The sequence below is a fragment of the Gimesia fumaroli genome (assembly GCF_007754425.1).
GTDB classification, from domain to species: Bacteria; Planctomycetota; Planctomycetia; order Planctomycetales; family Planctomycetaceae; genus Gimesia; species Gimesia fumaroli.
The window spans coordinates 1308668-1325743 of the sequence record NZ_CP037452.1; the positions used below are offsets into that span (position 1 = coordinate 1308668).

The 17076-nt window shown below is 48.2% G+C and carries 13 protein-coding genes; 7 read left to right on the plus strand and 6 right to left on the minus strand.

Going from position 1 to position 17076, the window contains the following annotated elements:
- Nucleotides 1-66 precede the first annotated feature (66 nt).
- The 3 genes from Enr17x_RS05130 to Enr17x_RS05140 are packed head-to-tail and all read left to right on the plus strand — an operon-like array spanning nt 67 to nt 3811.
- Nucleotides 67-1248: an aldose epimerase family protein gene (locus tag Enr17x_RS05130; protein ID WP_145306519.1), complete on the plus strand. Its 1182-nt coding sequence runs from the start codon at nt 67-69 to the stop codon at nt 1246-1248.
- A 46-nt stretch (nt 1249-1294) separates the two neighbouring features.
- Nucleotides 1295-2557, plus strand: coding sequence for a hypothetical protein (locus Enr17x_RS05135; protein ID WP_145306521.1), 1263 nt, complete (start codon nt 1295-1297; stop codon nt 2555-2557).
- Between the two features lie 9 nt (nt 2558-2566).
- Nucleotides 2567-3811, plus strand: a complete 1245-nt coding sequence (locus tag Enr17x_RS05140; RefSeq protein ID WP_261343513.1) for a CehA/McbA family metallohydrolase — start codon at nt 2567-2569, stop codon at nt 3809-3811.
- Between the two features lie 8 nt (nt 3812-3819).
- On the opposite strand, the gene Enr17x_RS05145 is transcribed toward Enr17x_RS05140, so the two are convergent.
- The 3 genes from Enr17x_RS05145 to Enr17x_RS05155 all read right to left on the minus strand — a co-directional run bounded on the left by Enr17x_RS05145 (nt 3820) and on the right by Enr17x_RS05155 (nt 6986).
- Nucleotides 3820-4077, minus strand: coding sequence for a hypothetical protein (locus tag Enr17x_RS05145; protein ID WP_145306525.1), 258 nt, complete (start codon nt 4075-4077; stop codon nt 3820-3822).
- A 109-nt stretch (nt 4078-4186) separates the two neighbouring features.
- Nucleotides 4187-5800 (minus strand): CehA/McbA family metallohydrolase, encoded by a 1614-nt coding sequence (locus tag Enr17x_RS05150; protein WP_145306527.1) that lies wholly within the window; start codon nt 5798-5800, stop codon nt 4187-4189.
- A 283-nt stretch (nt 5801-6083) separates the two neighbouring features.
- Nucleotides 6084-6986: a DUF1559 domain-containing protein gene (locus Enr17x_RS05155; protein WP_145306529.1), complete on the minus strand. Its 903-nt coding sequence runs from the start codon at nt 6984-6986 to the stop codon at nt 6084-6086.
- 469 nt (nt 6987-7455) lie between these two features.
- Here Enr17x_RS05155 and Enr17x_RS05160 point away from each other — a divergent pair, with 469 nt between their 5' ends.
- Nucleotides 7456-8352: a phytoene/squalene synthase family protein gene (locus tag Enr17x_RS05160; RefSeq protein WP_145306531.1), complete on the plus strand. Its 897-nt coding sequence runs from the start codon at nt 7456-7458 to the stop codon at nt 8350-8352.
- Between the two features lie 86 nt (nt 8353-8438).
- Here Enr17x_RS05160 and Enr17x_RS05165 read toward each other — a convergent pair whose 3' ends face one another.
- Nucleotides 8439-10298, minus strand: a complete 1860-nt coding sequence (locus Enr17x_RS05165) for a hypothetical protein (RefSeq protein ID WP_145306533.1) — start codon at nt 10296-10298, stop codon at nt 8439-8441.
- Between the two features lie 432 nt (nt 10299-10730).
- On the opposite strand from Enr17x_RS05165, the gene sppA reads away from it, so the two are divergent.
- Together sppA and Enr17x_RS05175 are read left to right on the plus strand one after the other, a co-directional pair.
- Nucleotides 10731-11783 carry a signal peptide peptidase SppA gene (gene sppA / locus Enr17x_RS05170; RefSeq protein WP_145306535.1) on the plus strand — a complete coding sequence of 351 codons (1053 nt, stop codon included), beginning with the start codon at nt 10731-10733 and terminating at the stop codon, nt 11781-11783.
- Between the two features lie 42 nt (nt 11784-11825).
- Nucleotides 11826-12656 (plus strand): tetratricopeptide repeat protein, encoded by an 831-nt coding sequence (locus tag Enr17x_RS05175; RefSeq protein WP_145306537.1) that lies wholly within the window; start codon nt 11826-11828, stop codon nt 12654-12656.
- A gap of 18 nt (nt 12657-12674) precedes the next feature.
- On the opposite strand, the gene Enr17x_RS05180 is transcribed toward Enr17x_RS05175, so the two are convergent.
- Both Enr17x_RS05180 and Enr17x_RS05185 read right to left on the minus strand, forming a co-directional pair.
- Complete coding sequence (locus tag Enr17x_RS05180) at nt 12675-13559, minus strand: alpha/beta hydrolase (RefSeq protein WP_232100956.1); 885 nt, start codon at nt 13557-13559, stop codon at nt 12675-12677.
- Between the two features lie 267 nt (nt 13560-13826).
- Complete coding sequence (locus Enr17x_RS05185; RefSeq protein ID WP_145306541.1) at nt 13827-15656, minus strand: UbiD family decarboxylase; 1830 nt, start codon at nt 15654-15656, stop codon at nt 13827-13829.
- 214 nt (nt 15657-15870) lie between these two features.
- Between Enr17x_RS05185 and Enr17x_RS05190 the strand changes: the two genes are divergently transcribed.
- Nucleotides 15871-17067 carry a metallophosphoesterase gene (locus tag Enr17x_RS05190; RefSeq protein ID WP_145306543.1) on the plus strand — a complete coding sequence of 399 codons (1197 nt, stop codon included), beginning with the start codon at nt 15871-15873 and terminating at the stop codon, nt 17065-17067.
- Nucleotides 17068-17076: the final 9 nt, after the last annotated feature.

The window sequence follows — 17076 nt, forward strand, 5'->3', positions numbered from 1 at the left end:
TTGTTATTCTGGTTTGCTGACGATTGAGCCTGTCAATTTGTGAGGCCTGAGGGAGAGGATACTTTGATGATTCAATGGAAATTCTGTAGCGGGTTATTAGGCGTCTTAATTATGTTGACGGGATGCATGCAGGAGAAGTCGCCCCCCGCTAGTTCCTCAAAAGGCGACTCAGAGAATGAAACTTCTAAGGATGCTGCAATGAATACAGGAAATGAATTTCAGTTGGCAATTCAAAGCGAGCCTTACGGAGCGACAGCTGACGGTCAGGAAATCACCCAGTTTTTGCTTTCCAATGATAAAGGCGTGAGTGTCAGCATTATCAACTATGGCGCGATTGTCACCACCGTCTATGTACCGGACCGTGAGGGGAAAACGGAAAACATCACACTCGGATTTGATTCGTTAGCCGAGTATGAGAAAAAAGGCCCTTATTTTGGCGCAATCTGCGGTCGCTATGCGAATCGGATTGCCGATGGTAAATTCACGCTGGAGGGCAAAGAGTATCAACTGGCTCAGAATAACCCTCCCAGTCACTTACATGGTGGCGAGCAGGGCTTCGATAAGAAAGTCTGGGCAGCGGAAAGCTTTTCCAAGAAAGATGAGGTAGGCGTTCGTTTAAGCCTGGTGAGTCCGGATGGTGAAGAAGGGTATCCCGGTAAGCTGACGTTAAACGTGGTTTACACGCTCAATAATAACAACGAATTCAAGATCGACTATACGGCAACCAGTGATCAGGCCACGCCAATCAATGTAACCAACCATTGTTACTGGAATCTGGCTGGAAAAGGAACCGTTCTAGATCAGGAACTGGTTCTGAACTGCGATCAGTATCTCCCGGTTTCCGATGTCGCAATTCCAACGGGTAAACTCGCTTCAGTCAAAGAGACACCAATGGACTTTACCTCAGCTCATAAAATCGGCGAACGTATTGCACAGGTCGAAGGGGGCTATGATCATTGTTGGGTTGTGAATCCTTCTGAGAATCAGCCGGCATTTACGGCGAAGGTCAAAGATCCCGATTCGGGTCGTGTCATGGAGATCTTCACAACCGAGCCTGGCATTCAGTTCTACACCGGTAATTTCCTGGATGGAACCGAAGCAAGTGGGGGATATCCCAAAAATGGTGGGCTCTGTCTGGAAGCACAACATTTTCCCAATTCACCAAATCAGCCAGAGTTTCCGAACACAATTTTGAAACCCGGAGAAGTTTACGAGCAGACAACCATTCATAAATTCTCCGTCGAGTAGTCAACTCAAGTTGTAAGCCATTTGCTTGAGTGGGAGTCACGTAATAATGTCACATGGTTTCCCTCGTAATACAAAGATCTGCCAGGTGCCTTACCTTGCAGGGATTTTATGTTGTTTCTTTTCGGTGCTGGTGCAAGCAGAATCTGTTCGAGCAGATCCGAACCAGCCTGCTATGGAAGCCGTCGAAGGGCAACCTCTGGCGGCTAACGTAAAACGGCTGATTGCGGCACTTGATTACCTGGGGGCGCCGCTTTCGAAACCGCTGGTTCAGAAACTGAAATCCGCCTGTGATCAACGCGATGCGAATACGATCCAGCGATTACTCAATTCCGAAGTGTTGTGCGTGGTTTCTCTCAACCCGGAAGTCCGTACTAAAGTCGCTCGTGGGCCTGCCCGGGCTGTGTTACAGCAGGGCGGGTTTACACCGTTCGTGGTTAAGGTGATCAATCAGAGTACAGTGACAAGGCAGTTACGAATTTCCAGTCCGCAGGCTGGCCCCGTTTATTCTGGTGCCGCGCTCAACAGTTTGAAACGACAGGCACAAACCGAATTAAATCGGAACGTGAATACGAAAAACGCACAAGATCGATTCCTGGAGGTCGAACTGTTTCAGGCGAACCCGATGACTGTCAAGTTAAGTGGGCTCGAAGTCGAGTACGCGATTGCATTGATCTACAGCCATGAATCGGGAAAACGGGAAGCGACTTTAGAATTTGATGTAGGGGCAGGAACACAGGATATCGGCTTTCGGGGTGAAGTTCCCGTGCTGTTTGATGTGCAGTCGGCGGTTCCCGTGAAATTATCGATCAGAGATTATGACGGCCAGCCTACCGCTGCCAGGCTCGAATTCCGTGATCAACAAGGGCGGGTATTTCCTTTACAGGCCAAACGGCTCGCTCCGGATTTCTTTTTCCAGCCACAGATCTACCGGCAGGATGGAGAGACGGTACTACTCCCCTCAGGAAAACTCCAAATGGAATTCAGTCGGGGACCGGAGTACCAGCGACTCACGAAAGAAGTCACGATTTCAAAGGATACTTCACAGACAATTGACGTACCTTTAAAACGTTGGGTAAATCCGCGCGACTACGGTTTTTATTCCGGTGACCATCATATTCATGCTGCTGGCTGTGCGCATTATGACAACCCGACTAAGGGAGTCACGCCGCGAGATATGTTCAACCAGGTGAAGGGGGAGGGGCTGAATGTAGGGTGCGTATTAACCTGGGGACCTTGTTTTGATGCGCAGCGGCAGTTTTTCGCTTCGACGGCAGACCGGGTGAGCGAACCTTTGACTGTGTTGAAATAAGATCTGGAAATCAGCGGCTTCGGTTCCGCCGCGTTGGGGCATGTCTGTTTGTTAAATCTGCAAAACCAAACTTACCCCGGCACACTGGGAACCACAACCGGCTGGCCGAGTTGGACCGTGCCCGTGTTGCGCTGGTGTAAAGAGCAGGGAGGCGTCACTGGTTATCCTCATTCGGCACTCCGGGTCAATCCTCCTCAGGCGGCACAACGCATGTTACGGAGTCTGGATCAGGACCAGTCGCAGACCCTGAACTCGAACGAAGCAGCACAAGGATTATTAGCCAAACCCTTCCAGCAAACAGACGAGGATGGCAACGGTGAATTGAGTGTACAGGAATTGACACACGCGTTAGAGCAGGCGGCAGATGAATTGCCGAATCTGGCTGTTCCTGAGATGAACGGCGGCGGAGCAATGGAGATTTGCGTGAGTACCGCGGAAGGTGTTTGTGATTTTGTAAGTGCGATGGATACGGAACGTATTCCCGAATGGAATACCTGGTATCATATTTTGAATTGTGGATTTCCGCTCAAAGTCAGTGGCGAGACAGATTTTCCCTGCATGAGCAGTCGACGTGTTGGGCAGGGGAGAGTCTATGTGCAATTGGGTGACGTGGAGGAACTCGATTTCAGCCAGTGGTGTGATGGAATCAGGCGAGGACGCTCCTACGTCTCGGATGGGTTTGCCCATGCTTTGAAGTTTCAGGTCAACGGCGCGTCTCCCGGATTTGAAGATGTTTCCCTGGATCAGGCAGGAACGGTAGAGATTAAAGCAGCAGTCTGCTTTGCTACTGAAACTCCGAAAGCGGTCGCTTACGGATTATTAGATGCTCCGGAGGGACGTCGGGCACAGGGAGATACTCGCATCCTGCATGCCCCGCGTAATTCTGAATTTGTCACCGGCGGTCAGAGGCTGATTGAAATTGTGAAGAACGGTCAAGTCGTCGCGAAGCAGACTGTCCCAGCAGACGGGAAGATCCATCAACTCCGGTTCAATGTTCCCGTTGAATATAGCAGCTGGATTGCAGTACGTCAGTTCCCACAATTACACACGAACCCGGTGAATGTGATTGTGAACCAGAAACCAATTCGCGCCTCGCGCGAGAGTGCACTCTGGTGTGCGGAGACGATTAAGTTGCTCTGGAAAAATCGAAACAAAATCATTGCTGCAAAAGAGCGACCTGAAGCCGAACAGTCTTACCAGCGGGCAATTCGCACCTATCTCCAACGTGCAGAAGAAGCAGTCCGCCCTAATTGAGACCGTTTTTATTTGATGTCATCCCGGGAGACGATGACTTTCTGACGCTGATCGCGTTTATATTGCAGAAGTTTTTTTCCACTGACAAACAGAATTGTAAACAGCACTACTGCGGCAAAGGGGATCAAGTGAATGGGTTCTGTCAGATAATGTAGGATGCCATGCGGGTTTGTGACTTGCTCTGCTCCATGTCCGGGATGAGCAAAAAGTTGTGGACAACTGACTAATGTGATCATGCAAACCAGAGTAAGTTGGAATCGATTCATTTCAAAATCTTTCTGAAGTCAATGAGGGCAGGCCTTAGCACAACTCCTGCCGGGTTGCTTATTTTAGGAGAAACATCAGCAATACTCAAGAGTTGAATCCTGTCTGTGTTTAATGACTTTTGATTTCCTGTGAGAGTTTTTCGATCCCGTCGGAGTAAACGTCCAGAACTTGGGCTCGTTCATGATTGTCGGCGAATAGAAATTGTTTTGCGATTTTCTCCCGGTTTTGCTGCATTTCTTTCAGGAATGCTTGTGCCTGATTCAAATCAAATTTTGTTTTCCCTTCCCACTTAAGGTATATCGGACTGGTATGCGAAAATAATTCACGTCCATATTCATTGAGGGGTGTTTTCTGTTGTCGTTTCGGATTATTTGGCACAGAGGGAGAGGGCGTGCGTAATGCAATCCAGCCTGGTTGATCGATTTTTAACTTCAATTCAAGTATTGCTTCAAAATGGTTCTGTAGAGGATCTGTTTTTCGGGTTGCGATGACCTTTCCGTTGTGAACCAGCTCCAGTTTTTCGAAATCAACTCTTCCCTTCCCAGTTGCATGAATCGTAATGTGGTTATTATCTGCTGAGAGTTGCAGTTGGTCGCCGATCCCTTTTCCATTGATCCGTAAATCGAGCAAAGGCCCATTGGTGATAAAGGTTTTTCCCGCTTTTAAACTATCCAGCCAGTTTGCTGTTGTTAAAGGAATATCCAAGGCTGCATACACGCGTGAAAAATCGTACTGAAACCAGTCGGTGCCTGTAGAAAAGGGTGTTTTGTAACCCCCATTTAAGTAGCGATAATAGCTGTCTTCATATGTACTGCGTGTGCCGCCATCAAAAATATTCAAGGCATGGACGTCACCTTGAATGATGTTGGGCGTTGCTTCCGTACCCCAGGCATTATGACACCAGATCACCGTAGCTTTATCTTTGCGTGCGGTTTGAATGCCGCGCGATAGAGGGATGCCATCAGTTCCCTGTTTCATAATTCCTGGACCGATACTGACCGGTTGGACCAGTTGTTTGATGTCAAGCAGCATCACATGACCGTAGCCTTCGTCATGTCCGGAGCTGTTGTGCCGATGCTCTTCTCCCCAGCCAAATAAAACTCCAGACTCTTTCGAGAGTATCTTGAAGTCTGCATTTGAATAGCGGTTGGTAATGTAAGTTTTGTCTGCAATCGCGCGTTCCAGATGAGAGATAAAAACCAGATCGAGTCGATCTGCTGCCGGGACCTGTTTCAGATAGCGATTACAGTTCTCTCTGCTGAGCTTCATAATATGCAGATGAGTGTTTGCCGTTTTATAGTTGGGAGTCTGATTCGCAAAACGTGTCAGTGGCAGTGTGATGTTGGCTGATGACTTTTGCGAGAGGTTGATGGTCTTGCGAGTGAGCTCAGTTTCCAAACCAGAGAGTGCCTCCAGGATCAATTTGGTTTGCGGAAGTTGGATTTGAACTTCCCGTGGGATGACCGACCAACTGTGAATGCCCGTCTGTTCTGATTTCGGGCTGGTCTTCACGCCTGTTCCCCGGTTGAGTAATTCGGGGATCGGAACTCGATTTCCCTTGGCATTGAAAACACGTAGCAGTCCGGGAACATTCTGCTTGTTTCCAGATGGATGGATTTCAATCAGACGTAGTTTTACTTTGCACTGTGGTTGTTCTGTTTGTCGCGATGATGTCTGTTTTGCTTTTGTCGGCAGTTGTAACAAAGCAAGATCGGCAGACACTGTTTGTTGCACACTGTACAGGCCGAGGTTGCAAAATAACGAAAAGATGAGACATTTCAGCAATGTGTGCTTCCGAATGAAATACATCACAGTGTCTCCTTGGTGGAAGATTAAGACAGCAGATCAGAGTGATTTCCAGCTTCTTTCAGAGTACCCGGTCGTGAATCTGTTGCAAAGCCTGCTGGACTGATCGGGAAATAAAAAATGACCAGACATTGATTCAATATCTGGTCATAACATGCTGCGCCTTCCGCTCGCGTGTTGTCTCTCTTTTTCAAGCAGCTTAGTCGAAGCTGGTGAGTTCTCCTCCGCTAATACTGGAGAGGGATTGATAGACACCTAAATCGATATTCTCGGTGATAAAACGAACGCGCCCATCGCCAAACAGAAACTGAGTCCCCCCTGTATGATGACTGCTGAAATCGTCAAAGTGAGAGGCAGGGTCGTTGGGAACATGGTCAGTCGCGCCGAGTACACGGGCGAATGTTTCTTCACCCTCGGGAACTGCACCGACCCAGGTGGAATACCAGCCGGCAGTTTTGTCGGTTCTGCGTTCGCCGACAAACAGAGTCTGAGAAGTGCCATCAGTGATATCACGGAAACGGGTATTGCTATTCTGGTAGAAGAGTCCCGTGCTTTTACAGGCTGTTCCTGCAGGGACGGTTTCACAATCGTCCAGTTCATCACTGCCAAATACTCCGATGTAATTACCGACAGCCAGTTTGGCGAGGACATTTCCCGGATTTCCTTCTTCTTCAAGATCAAATGTATTGTCCGCAGGATCGGAAGGGCAACGAAATACTGTGAGAGTCTGGTCAATTAATCCGGCGGGTTGTGCCGGGTTATTTATATCGAGATTGAAGTTAAGTTTGTTATAAAGTGGTGTCTGATCCAAGTAAGGCAGAACCATTGTTCCCCAGCCCCAACCACTGCCGTATTCAACATTGGCGCCTACGCCCGGCTGAACGCCGATCCATCCAGGGGGGAAGATATTGTGAGTCTCATGGTAATTATGTAGCGCCAGACCAATTTGTTTCAAATTGTTTTTACATTGACTGCGGCGTGCTGCTTCACGTGCCTGTTGTACAGCTGGCAAAAGCAAGGCAATCAGAATTGCAATAATGGCAATAACAACCAGTAACTCAATCAGGGTGAAGCCGCGTCGGGTGTTCCTGGTACTATTCATAACTGGACTCCAGAACGTTTTGGAAATCGAGAACATAAATTAAGTGCAACAATGTGATCATTATTGCAAATCATTTGCAGTAGTCAATGTCTATTGCAAATAAATTGTAATAGTTTCTGTTGTGCGTGATTGAGTCGCGATTAGGAATCCAGCATTTGGGGATGTATGCCATATTTATTGTACGCTCTAAAGAAGAGCTGCAGCGGATATGATTTTGTCTATTTTTAGAGGATTCCCAGCAAAATCAAGGGGAAATCGTTTGCGAGAGCGGGCTGCTTCCTTTGAATTGGTGCTGTGTAAATTTGTGCGGTTGATCGTTTCCTGCGCCTGGCTGAAATTACGTGAAATTCTGATGAACCGGATCTATCCTTTTGAATAGAGAGGCGGATTTGAATTTGAACTGGCGGTGGTTATGATGTCGGAGCGATGTTTGATAACCAGCCTGTGTTCAGCTGATTTACGAGATTCGATGACTGCATCCCTTTCAGATTCCTATGCTTACTGCCAGCATCTGGCGAAACAGACTGCAGGGAACTTCTACTATTCCTTTCTGGCATTGCGCAGAGAGCAGTTTCAGGCGATGTGCGTTCTCTATGCTTATATGAGGACCGTCGATGATCTGGGAGATCATCCGCAACGGTTACCCGAGGAGCGAGCTGCTTCATTAAAGCAGTGGCGATGTGAGCTGGAGCGGGTGTTAACATATCAGGCACATTCAGAGGGGCTCCCGTTTGATCCCTGTTTCCCGGCATTACTGGATATCATTCGTCGTTACGAAATTCCACAACGTTATTTTTTCGATGTCATTACGGGTGTGGAGTCTGATCTAGAGCCTGTAACGTATGAAACCTTTGATGCGCTAACTGACTATTGTTATCACGTGGCCGGGGTGGTCGGCTTGTGTTGTATTCACATCTGGGGGTTTCATGATGAGCGTGCCTTTGATGCGGGAATTGAATGCGGCCTTGCTTTTCAAATGACTAACATTTTGCGTGATTTATCAGAAGACATCGAGCTGGGACGTGTGTATTTACCGCTGGAAGATCTGGACCGCTTTGACTACACACCCGACGATATTCAAGCACGGAACTATGATCAACGGTTTCGAAGTCTGATGCAGTTTGAAGTGCAACGGACAAAAGAGTTTTATCAGAACTCGGAACGTCTGCTCGATTTTATTTCCCCCGCTGGCCAAGGGATCCTAAAGGCCATGTATCGTATTTATGGGGGGATTCTGAGTGAAATTGAGCGAATGGAGTATGATGTCTATTCGTCGCGGGCAGGCCTACCTAAGTGGCGGAAGTTGTTGATTGCGGGCGAAGCCATTGTCGCTTCACGTTGGAATTCCAGTCGCTCTGCCAGATGAAGATCAGAGACACAAAAAAGAAAGCTCCCGATAATCGGTGAGATTATCGGGAGCTTACCAGGAGCAGCAGGAACAAAGCTCACGGTTTATTCTACGCCAACATATAATGCTGGAGTTTTCATGAATACATTCATGTTAGTCTGGTTGCTGAACAGGTAGAGTCTACCTTTATACCAGGATGCATAATCCAGAGTTCCTTCTTTATCATCCTGATGATCAACTAACAGCACGAGGTCACTTCCGCCGGCAGCGGGTGCATATTTCGCAGGCTCCCGGTCAAATTTCAATTTATTCTCGAGTGAAGCGAACTGATAGTTCATCGATTTATAGGAAGAGCTGAACTCGGGCCGAGCATCAACGAGCAGTCTGTTGTCGCGTAAAGCGACCGGGCAGAATCCTTTCAGACCTTTGATATTTCCTCGGCTGGCGATGAGTGCCAGTTTCTTTTCAATCGAACTATCCGGTTCTGTAGTTGCGACCTGTTTCTCTGGTTGAGCAGGTGGCATATCCAGTTTTCGTTCCGGTTGTGGCTTAAATGGATTGTCTTCTGATTTCTCCATTTCTTTTTCAGCCACTTTGGGAGCGGGAACTTCGAACGGATTCACTTCTTTTTCAGGAGCCGCTTTAGCTGCGGGTTGTGGTTCGAATGGATTCACCTCTTTTTTTGGTGATTCCTGTGCAATCTGTGGCGTTTGTTCCTTGGCGGGTACGGACGGTTCAGTCAACTTTTCTGCTGATTTTTTCAAGCCGTCTTCTTCAAGTACCAGGCCACTGAAGGGCGTCGTCTTGGGTGACTCCTTCGCAGGTGCTTCCTGAGCCACTTTGGGTTTCTTAAGACTATCGGCTTCTTCTTCGGACATTTCCGGGAATAGATTATTGAAATCATCTTCCGGGCTGATCAGGATTTTTTCTTGAGCCACTTTGGCTGTTTTTTCTTCGATCAGTGGAGTTTCCACAGCAGATTCTTTGGCTTGTTTGGCAGCAGCAATACGTTGCTCTTCAAGCCGTTCGGCTGCTTCTTCTAACTCTTCAAGCTTGTCTTCGTCCAGTTCTTCCGTAACAGGCATCGGAGTTTTAACAACCGATTCTGTCTCTGTCTCAAGTGTCTGTGGTCCTGTAACAATCGAAGGTTGAGCCGGAGCCGGTGCTGCTGGCAGTTGCGGTAAGGCTGGTGCTTTTGTTTTTTCCGCTACAGGAACGTTAACAGGTGCTTTTTTCACAACCTGGTGCGATTGAGGCAGTCGCTTGGGAGTTTGCTTGGTTTTGGTAGGTAAGAACTTTTCATACCATTTCTTTTTTTCTTCCGGTTGTGGAATTATGTTCTGCTGGGGAGCCCCCACCATTTTCTGTGGAGCAGGAGTCAACTGGGGTGCTGGATTTTGCTTTACCGTACCCCGTCCACCCACACCAGAACCAGCGTTCGCCGTTTTGGGTAATGCGTTTAGCTGCATCGGAGGCATCTGTCGGCCATCTCTGCGGTACAACGCTTCCAATTGACGTTGAATTTCACTTTGACCAGGCTTTGCAATCGGTTGAGGGACCGCAGTCTTATATTGCGGGCCAGCAGTCTGAGTGGCACCTCGAACAATCACCGGGCGCTTTTCTTCTGGTTTCTTAGTTTGTGTTTTGCTCTTACTACTTTTCTTCTGAAAAAATCCTCTCGGCTTCAGGGTTAATCCTACCTGCTGAATTTGAGATGGTTGCTTTTCAGTCTGTCGGAAAAGAACACGCGGCTTTGCAGTACTACGTGCTGAATGCATTTCACGTTGAATGGCATTCATAAGGGTGTTTTGTGGGTTCCGCACTGTCCTGGTGCTTTGCGGCTGACTGGAATAAATCTGAGCGGAGTCTTCCTCCGCTGTCAGATAATTCGAATTCGTCAGCACTAAGCCAGAAATCGCGCTGAATATTAAAACGCGAGCGGAGAAGCGAGTTCCTGCTTTCATCTCCTGAAATCTCCTGGTTCCTGAGTCTTGAGTTAGGCCAAATGACTTTCATTCAGCAGCACTCAAATAGTCCCGAATTGAATGATTTCTCGAATCGATAAGACTTCATTAATCGGAATATTGCTTTCAAATGGTTGGTTCTGCATAATCGACACAATCATGCAGACTAAGCCCTGCTGGATTTTCTATCGTCGTTAATCTGCTCCGGTTTTGATGCCTATGTCGGTTGTAGGAATAGATTCTGGCGGGATCTTTGAAACAACCCGAACGACCGTTTTTATTGATAATCTTGCTGTAGTGTTGCTATCGTTTGCAGATTGCCTGTTTTACAATGGGGCAAAATTGCTGCCATTTCGCACCAGTATGGAATGGAACCAGGAAACAAAGTCTGTTTCTCTTGCGGAAATAGAGTAATTAAAGGGAGTTATGCATATGGAAGAGCAGTCTGCACAGGAGAAATCTGTAGAGAAACGTCCTGAATCGATACAGCAGCATCAGAAACCATGCCCACCTCCCCCTCCACGCTCAAGGCGGTGGCTGATGCGCGGGCTGGTTGTGTTATTGCTAATCTCAGTGGTATTCAATTTAGGTTTTTTTGCCTGGTATCAGGAATACTTTACTATTGGTGGCGGACCGGCAGAGCAGTTTGAAACCGGCGATCAGTTTGCCAAAGAAAAGATCGCCATCATCTCGATTACGGGAACCATCATGCCCCCGTTCACGGAGCGAATCTTGCGTTCTATTAAACGAGCACATGAAGATGATCAGGTAAGAGGCATCTTATTAGAAATTGACAGTCCGGGTGGGTTGGTGGCCGATAGTCATCAAATTTATCACCGACTGGTCGAATTACGGAAAACAAAACCGATTGTCGTTTATATGAAGCGGATGGCTGCATCGGGCGGTTATTATGTTGCAATGGGCGCTGGTGAAGAAGGCGTGATTTTTGCCGAGCCAACAACGTGGACCGGTTCATTAGGAGTGATTATTCCCCGCTTTGATTTAAGTGGTCTGGCAGAGAAAGTGGGGGTTGTCTCAGATCCACTCAAAACGGGGGAATTCAAAGACGCGTTAAACCCGTTTCGCAATCTTACTGATCGGGAACGAGCTATCTGGGATCATATTCTGGATGAGTCCTATCAACGTTTTTTAAATGTCATTACGGACAATCGAAAAGATCTTGATTATGATCAGGTGAAAAAACTGGCGACGGGGCAGATTTATCCTGCGACGGATGCCAAACAGAATGGATTAATCGACGAAATTGGCTACCAGGAAGACGCGCTCGCTCGCCTGCAGGAAATTATGGGACTTAGCAAGGTGTGTGTGATAAGATATTCTCATCCGAAATCACTGGCTGATGTTTTACTGGGATCAGCCGAAGCGAGTCAGATCGAAAATCGAAAGCAGGCATTGTTAGATTCCACTGTTCCACGAGCCATGTACTTTGCCTCCTGGATGGGTGAATTGCCGGGTTGGCAGTAACTCATGACAGGTGAGCGTCTCTACCAGAAATAATATGAGCGTATGTTTGCACAAGAAGAACCATTGTCTCCCGCTGAGAATCCTTATCTGAATGATCCCAGTCAGTATGGTGCGCCGTCACCTGTCTGGAACGCAATATGGGATATCTTAGGGTTCCTGTATTTTCTGTTCTGGATCTGGATGATGGTTGATTGTATCCGGAAAGATCCAGACCGTTTTTTGTGGTTTTGGGTGATTTTTGTTTTTCAGCCTGTGGGTGCATTTATTTATTTCTTAATCCGCTGGCTGCCAACCAATCAGTTTCAGCTTCCTGAATTTGCCAGGCCGTTCTTTCGACAGCGGAAATTGAATGAGCTTGAGACGGCGGCGTTACAGATCGGAAATCCTTATCAGTTTGTACGTTGGGGGGATGCGCTGAAAGAAGCGGGCATAGATCAGAAAAGTTTGGATGCCTACCTACAGGCTCTAGCAAAAGAACCGGACAATCTACAGGCATTATGGGGTGCTGCACAGATCGAAATGAAACTCAAAAATTTCGAAAATGCGAAATCACGATGTCAAAAAATTCTCGAAGAGGAGCCGGAATATAAATTTGGTGATGTGTCTCTGATGTATTGCAAAACGTTGTGCGAACTGGATCCTCCAGAAACGGCGCGGGAATATTTGGAAAAACACACCAAACGCTGGCGGCAGCCTGAGGCGTTGTTTATTCTGGCGACACTCGAGGCAGAAGCCGGCGATCATCAGGCGGCACGCAAAACACTACAAGGCATGCTTCTTGATATTAATGGCAGTCCAAGTGGGATTGCCCGCAAGTTTGTTCGCTGGAAAAGCAAAGCGAGGCGCATGCTGAAACGGCTGCCTAAGTCATAAGATACAAGCAAGGACGTTTCAGCTTTTCTGAGCTGCCCGGCGAAAATTATCGGCGTGGAATTGCATGATTTTGAGGCCCTCTTTCTCATAAATCTGCATCGCGCTGTGTGGTGCATTGGGGACGATGAGCTGTTCAAAGGGAATATTGAGCGAGTTCAAAAATTCCATATACGCCAGGTTATTCTGGTAATTGAAACCTTTTGTGCCAACATGAATCAGGATCCGAAGTGCTGGCTCGGGATGCATCGCATATTTGCGGGCCAGATCATAAGTATTGTCACCCTTAACGAAAACAAGGTTCGCACTTTCACGCCCGTTTTCTTTTGAGATACGTTTTTCTGTTGCATGGCCGGCTCCACCCGGCGCTGCCGAACAGAAAAGTTCTGGATACTTAAACATGATCCGTGTTGTCCCACGACCGCCTTGGGAAAAGCCTTCAATAGCACGGCCTTTACGTGCAGCGATCGTTCGATAGGTCGCGTCGATATGAGGAATCAACTCTTTGACAAAGACGTCTTCCCCCATCGCATGCTTTCGATCCGGCATATTATAATGGCTGACCGGTCCCCCGTTCACGAACACATAGATCATCGGTGTGACCTTACCTGCAGCAATCTGTTTGTGAATGTGTTCTACCAACCGCACGCTTTTTGTCTCGCTGCCGGGGCGACCACCATGCAGGTAATATACGACGGAAAAGCGTTTCGTTCTATTTTGGGGATTGTTATACTGCGGCGGCAGGTAGATGCAGTAACCGACATCCACTTTCATGGAAGGGCTGCAAAAGGTTGCGTGTTGCACGCCCGGAAGTTCCTGTTTGAGCTCATTCACCCAGCGAAATGGCGGTCGTTTTTTTTTCGGCTTATTCTGTTGTCCAGAAACGGAGTGAGCAATGAGCAACATTATTGTTACGCAGACAAGAAAAAAATTGTAATACAATTTTCGTTGAGGTGTTTGGTATTGCATCGCTTGTACCTGTTTCGGAGTCTGAGTATTACTTCTCACCATTGCATACTTGGAATCGTTTAAATTGTAACCGGGTGTGCCCCTCGTGTCTAAAAGCATTCTTCTGATTTGCAAGTGTTGTTCCAGCAATTTCCAGAATATTTGAATCCATATATTTTGGTACAATTGACTTTGCAGTAGAAACCAAGCCATCTGGCATGCGAGTTAAATGATCCCAGACAGCGGCCCACCGGAAGCCCCCAGTTGATCAACTCGTCTTGTGATTTCTGGATCTTCAATGAGTGGCGGCGCGTGATGTGGCTTGATCCGTACGTCAATGACGAGAGCTCCCCGACAGCCCCAATGTTTGTCTTTCGTAAAGGCTTCAATACCGTCGATGTCAGAAGCTGGATTCGATCGTGTAAACACAGTCCAGAGAAAATTATTCAGATTGGTGGCGGTGAATTTACTGTCATCGACGAGCACGATCAAGGGAAACTGATTGAAAGAATGGGTTAAAGAGAGCTCTGAACAGAAACGTCGAAGATCAGTGTTCTGTTCCTGAAAGGCCGGAGCTTTCACGGCCAGGATTCCCGGTCGGCAGATCCGTGGATCAGAATAGCCACTGGGTAGCATACCGCTTTCCGGGAGTACCGTTGGTAACTTGCGCTTTACAGGACCCGCAGCCGCCATCACGAGCTTGGAGCCGGAATTAAATCCGGTTCCCGAGTAATCGAGCGTATCCATGGTGGTGCAGGTCTGGAAATGTAAATCGCGATTCCAGTCAATGCGTTCCAGCAGGTGGGAGAGAAATGCTTCGATCTCTTCGGCATCCAGTTCCGGGTTGTCTTCGCGAGCTACGATCATCAGATATTTCGCCAGACTGAGTTGTCCTTGTCCCAGAATCGCATTGGCATTTGTTAAAATTTCCTGCGGTTTACGTTCCTGATCATAGGGGGTATACCGCTCACTGCCGACGGCTAACAGTAATGGATGGACTCCAGCGGCATCGACTGCATGTACCTGATGGACGCCGGGAATCACAGACGGGATCGCAGGCCCTGTGATTTCATGGATGATAGCACCGAAAGCCGTGTCTTCCTGGGGAGGACGTCCGACAACGGTAAAGGGCCAGATCGCGTCGTTACGATGATAGACGGCTTCTACATTCATCACTGGAAACAGATGCGCCAGACTATAGTAACCCAGATGATCGCCGAACGGTCCTTCAGGGAGTAGCTGCTCCGGATCTATCCAGCCAGTGATACAGAAGTCGGCATCTGCGTAGATCGGTAATCCCTGTTTGTTGCGAACCATGCGAATCGCTCGTTTGCTGAGCGCCCCGGCGAAAGTGAGTTCGGAGAGCCCCTCGGGTAACGGCATCACGGCTGATAAGGTCATCGCAGGCGCACCACCGACAAAAACATTCACTTTGAGCGGCTCTCCTTTTTCAATCGCTTCTGCATGATGCACGCCGATGCTGCGGTGAATCTGGTAGTGCATGCCGATCTGTTTGTTTGGTTGATAGTCATTGCCTCCGAGTTGAATGCGATACATGCCCAGATTGGAATTCATCAATCCGCCTCGCTTAGGAGACTCCGTATAGACTTGAGGCAGGGTAATAAACGGGCCACCATCATCGGGCCAGCTTTTGAGCTGCGGCAGATCCTGGATCTGGATCTGATTTTCCATGACAGGGCCCTGCGATCGGGAGCGAGGCAGCATATGCAATAATGAGAAAGGGACATCGCGATAGCGAAAGGGATGTTTCCAGAATTGGGACGGATCGACTTTTAATTCGACGAGGTGATTGACTGCTGCCAAGGCATCCCGAAAAATATAGCGTGTACGTTCCAGGGTACCAAACAGATTGCTGACCATGGGAAACCGGCAATCGCGGACATTGGCAAAATACAGGGCAGGTCCCCCCGCCTGATAAACGCGGCGTTGAATTTCCGCTGCTTCCAGATTCGGGTCAATTTCCTGTTCGATCCGGATCAGTTGGCCTGTTCGTTCCAGATCGCTGACACACTCTCGCAGTCCACGGTATCCCATCGGGGCACGGTCCCATTCATACAAAATTAATTTGTCTTCGTTGCAATCAGCAGATTAACGGCTGCTGGAGAATTTTACCACGCAGAAGTCCGTGGAACACTGGATTGCTGTTCCGTTTGTGTTTGCTTTCCGGCATCGATCTTCTATGATTCGCCTGTAGTATGATGTGTATTTATCTTTTGATCCATTTTCAGCGAAGTGTATTTAGATCATCATGGAAGCAATAGCCAATGGACTGATATTGCTGATGCTGTCGATCGGACATGCTGAGCTCTGGATCATGGTTATTAATCGCACACATGCCTTGCCGATACATGATGCCTGGCTCAAGCGGTTAAGGCATATTCTGGAACTGGCAATCGTTCTGTTCCCTATTGTCCTATTTCTCTCCGTGGGGCTTTATGCTCCGGGGGTTTTAGTTGGCGGGACCTGGAGTCAGCTTTCTTTCTGGTGGAAGCCTGTTCTACTGCTCTGCACTTTGGGATTTCTCGGCTTAATGTATTCCGCCTTTCGGCATCTGTTTTACAAGCCACCCCGACAGCAGACCGAAACACAGTCTGAACTGATTCAGATGCGAGAGCGGCTCAATCAGGATTTGATCGGAGAAGGGCCCTATCATTATCTAGCAGGGCTTCCTTTGAATCAGGTCTTCAGTGTCGAATTCACACGGAAAACTTTCCAAATCCCTCGGCTGCCGGCGAATTGGGAAGGCCTGACGATATTGCATGTCAGCGACCTCCATTTTTCCGGTACATTGAAACGGGAGTATTTTGTCGAGCTGTGCCGGATTGCCCAGGAATCAAAACCCGATCTGATTATTTTCGCAGGCGACTTGCTGGACGAAATGAAATGTCTCGACTGGCTAGACGACACACTGGGGCCGATGCAGGCACCATTGGGACGTTTTTTTATTCTTGGTAATCATGACTGGCATCAGGAGAGTCTGCAGATCAGAGAAACGCTTTCAGGAATGGGGTGGATTGATCTCTCCGCGACGTCCTTTTGTTTGCAGCATGCAGGACATACACTGCAACTAGCGGGAACTGAAGTTCCCTGGATGGGGACGCATCCAGAAAGCAGACGATCTGCTTCAGAAGAAAACAGCGAATCAGAGTTTGACTTTCTGCTTCTGGTCAGTCATACGCCCGACAATTTTCACTGGGCCGTTCGAGAGGGATATGATCTGGTACTTTCTGGTCACACGCATGGCGGGCAGGTCCGGCTCCCATTGATTGGCCCCGTATTTGCCCCCAGTCTGCACGGTACTCGTTATGCCAGTGGTACGTTTGCCCGTGGTTCGACGATGCTACATGTCAGTCGGGGCGTATCCGGGATTCACCCCTTACGCTGGTTCTGCCGTCCTGAAATCAGTCTGTTGACTCTGCGCACAACGGATGACGCAGCTCGTTGAATTCAAGTA

Coding starts and splice junctions, on each gene's coding strand:
- Enr17x_RS05165 (WP_145306533.1), bottom strand. CDS start 10,298: ATGAAAGCAGGAACTCGCTTCTCCGCTCGCGTTTTAATATTCAGCGCG.
- sppA (WP_145306535.1), top strand. CDS start 10,731: ATGGAAGAGCAGTCTGCACAGGAGAAATCTGTAGAGAAACGTCCTGAA.
- Enr17x_RS05155 (WP_145306529.1), bottom strand. CDS start 6,986: ATGAATAGTACCAGGAACACCCGACGCGGCTTCACCCTGATTGAGTTA.
- Enr17x_RS05130 (WP_145306519.1), top strand. CDS start 67: ATGATTCAATGGAAATTCTGTAGCGGGTTATTAGGCGTCTTAATTATG.
- Enr17x_RS05180 (WP_232100956.1), bottom strand. CDS start 13,559: ATGTTGCTCATTGCTCACTCCGTTTCTGGACAACAGAATAAGCCGAAA.
- Enr17x_RS05135 (WP_145306521.1), top strand. CDS start 1,295: ATGTCACATGGTTTCCCTCGTAATACAAAGATCTGCCAGGTGCCTTAC.
- Enr17x_RS05175 (WP_145306537.1), top strand. CDS start 11,826: ATGTTTGCACAAGAAGAACCATTGTCTCCCGCTGAGAATCCTTATCTG.
- Enr17x_RS05160 (WP_145306531.1), top strand. CDS start 7,456: ATGACTGCATCCCTTTCAGATTCCTATGCTTACTGCCAGCATCTGGCG.
- Enr17x_RS05145 (WP_145306525.1), bottom strand. CDS start 4,077: ATGAATCGATTCCAACTTACTCTGGTTTGCATGATCACATTAGTCAGT.
- Enr17x_RS05190 (WP_145306543.1), top strand. CDS start 15,871: ATGGAAGCAATAGCCAATGGACTGATATTGCTGATGCTGTCGATCGGA.
- Enr17x_RS05185 (WP_145306541.1), bottom strand. CDS start 15,656: ATGGGATACCGTGGACTGCGAGAGTGTGTCAGCGATCTGGAACGAACA.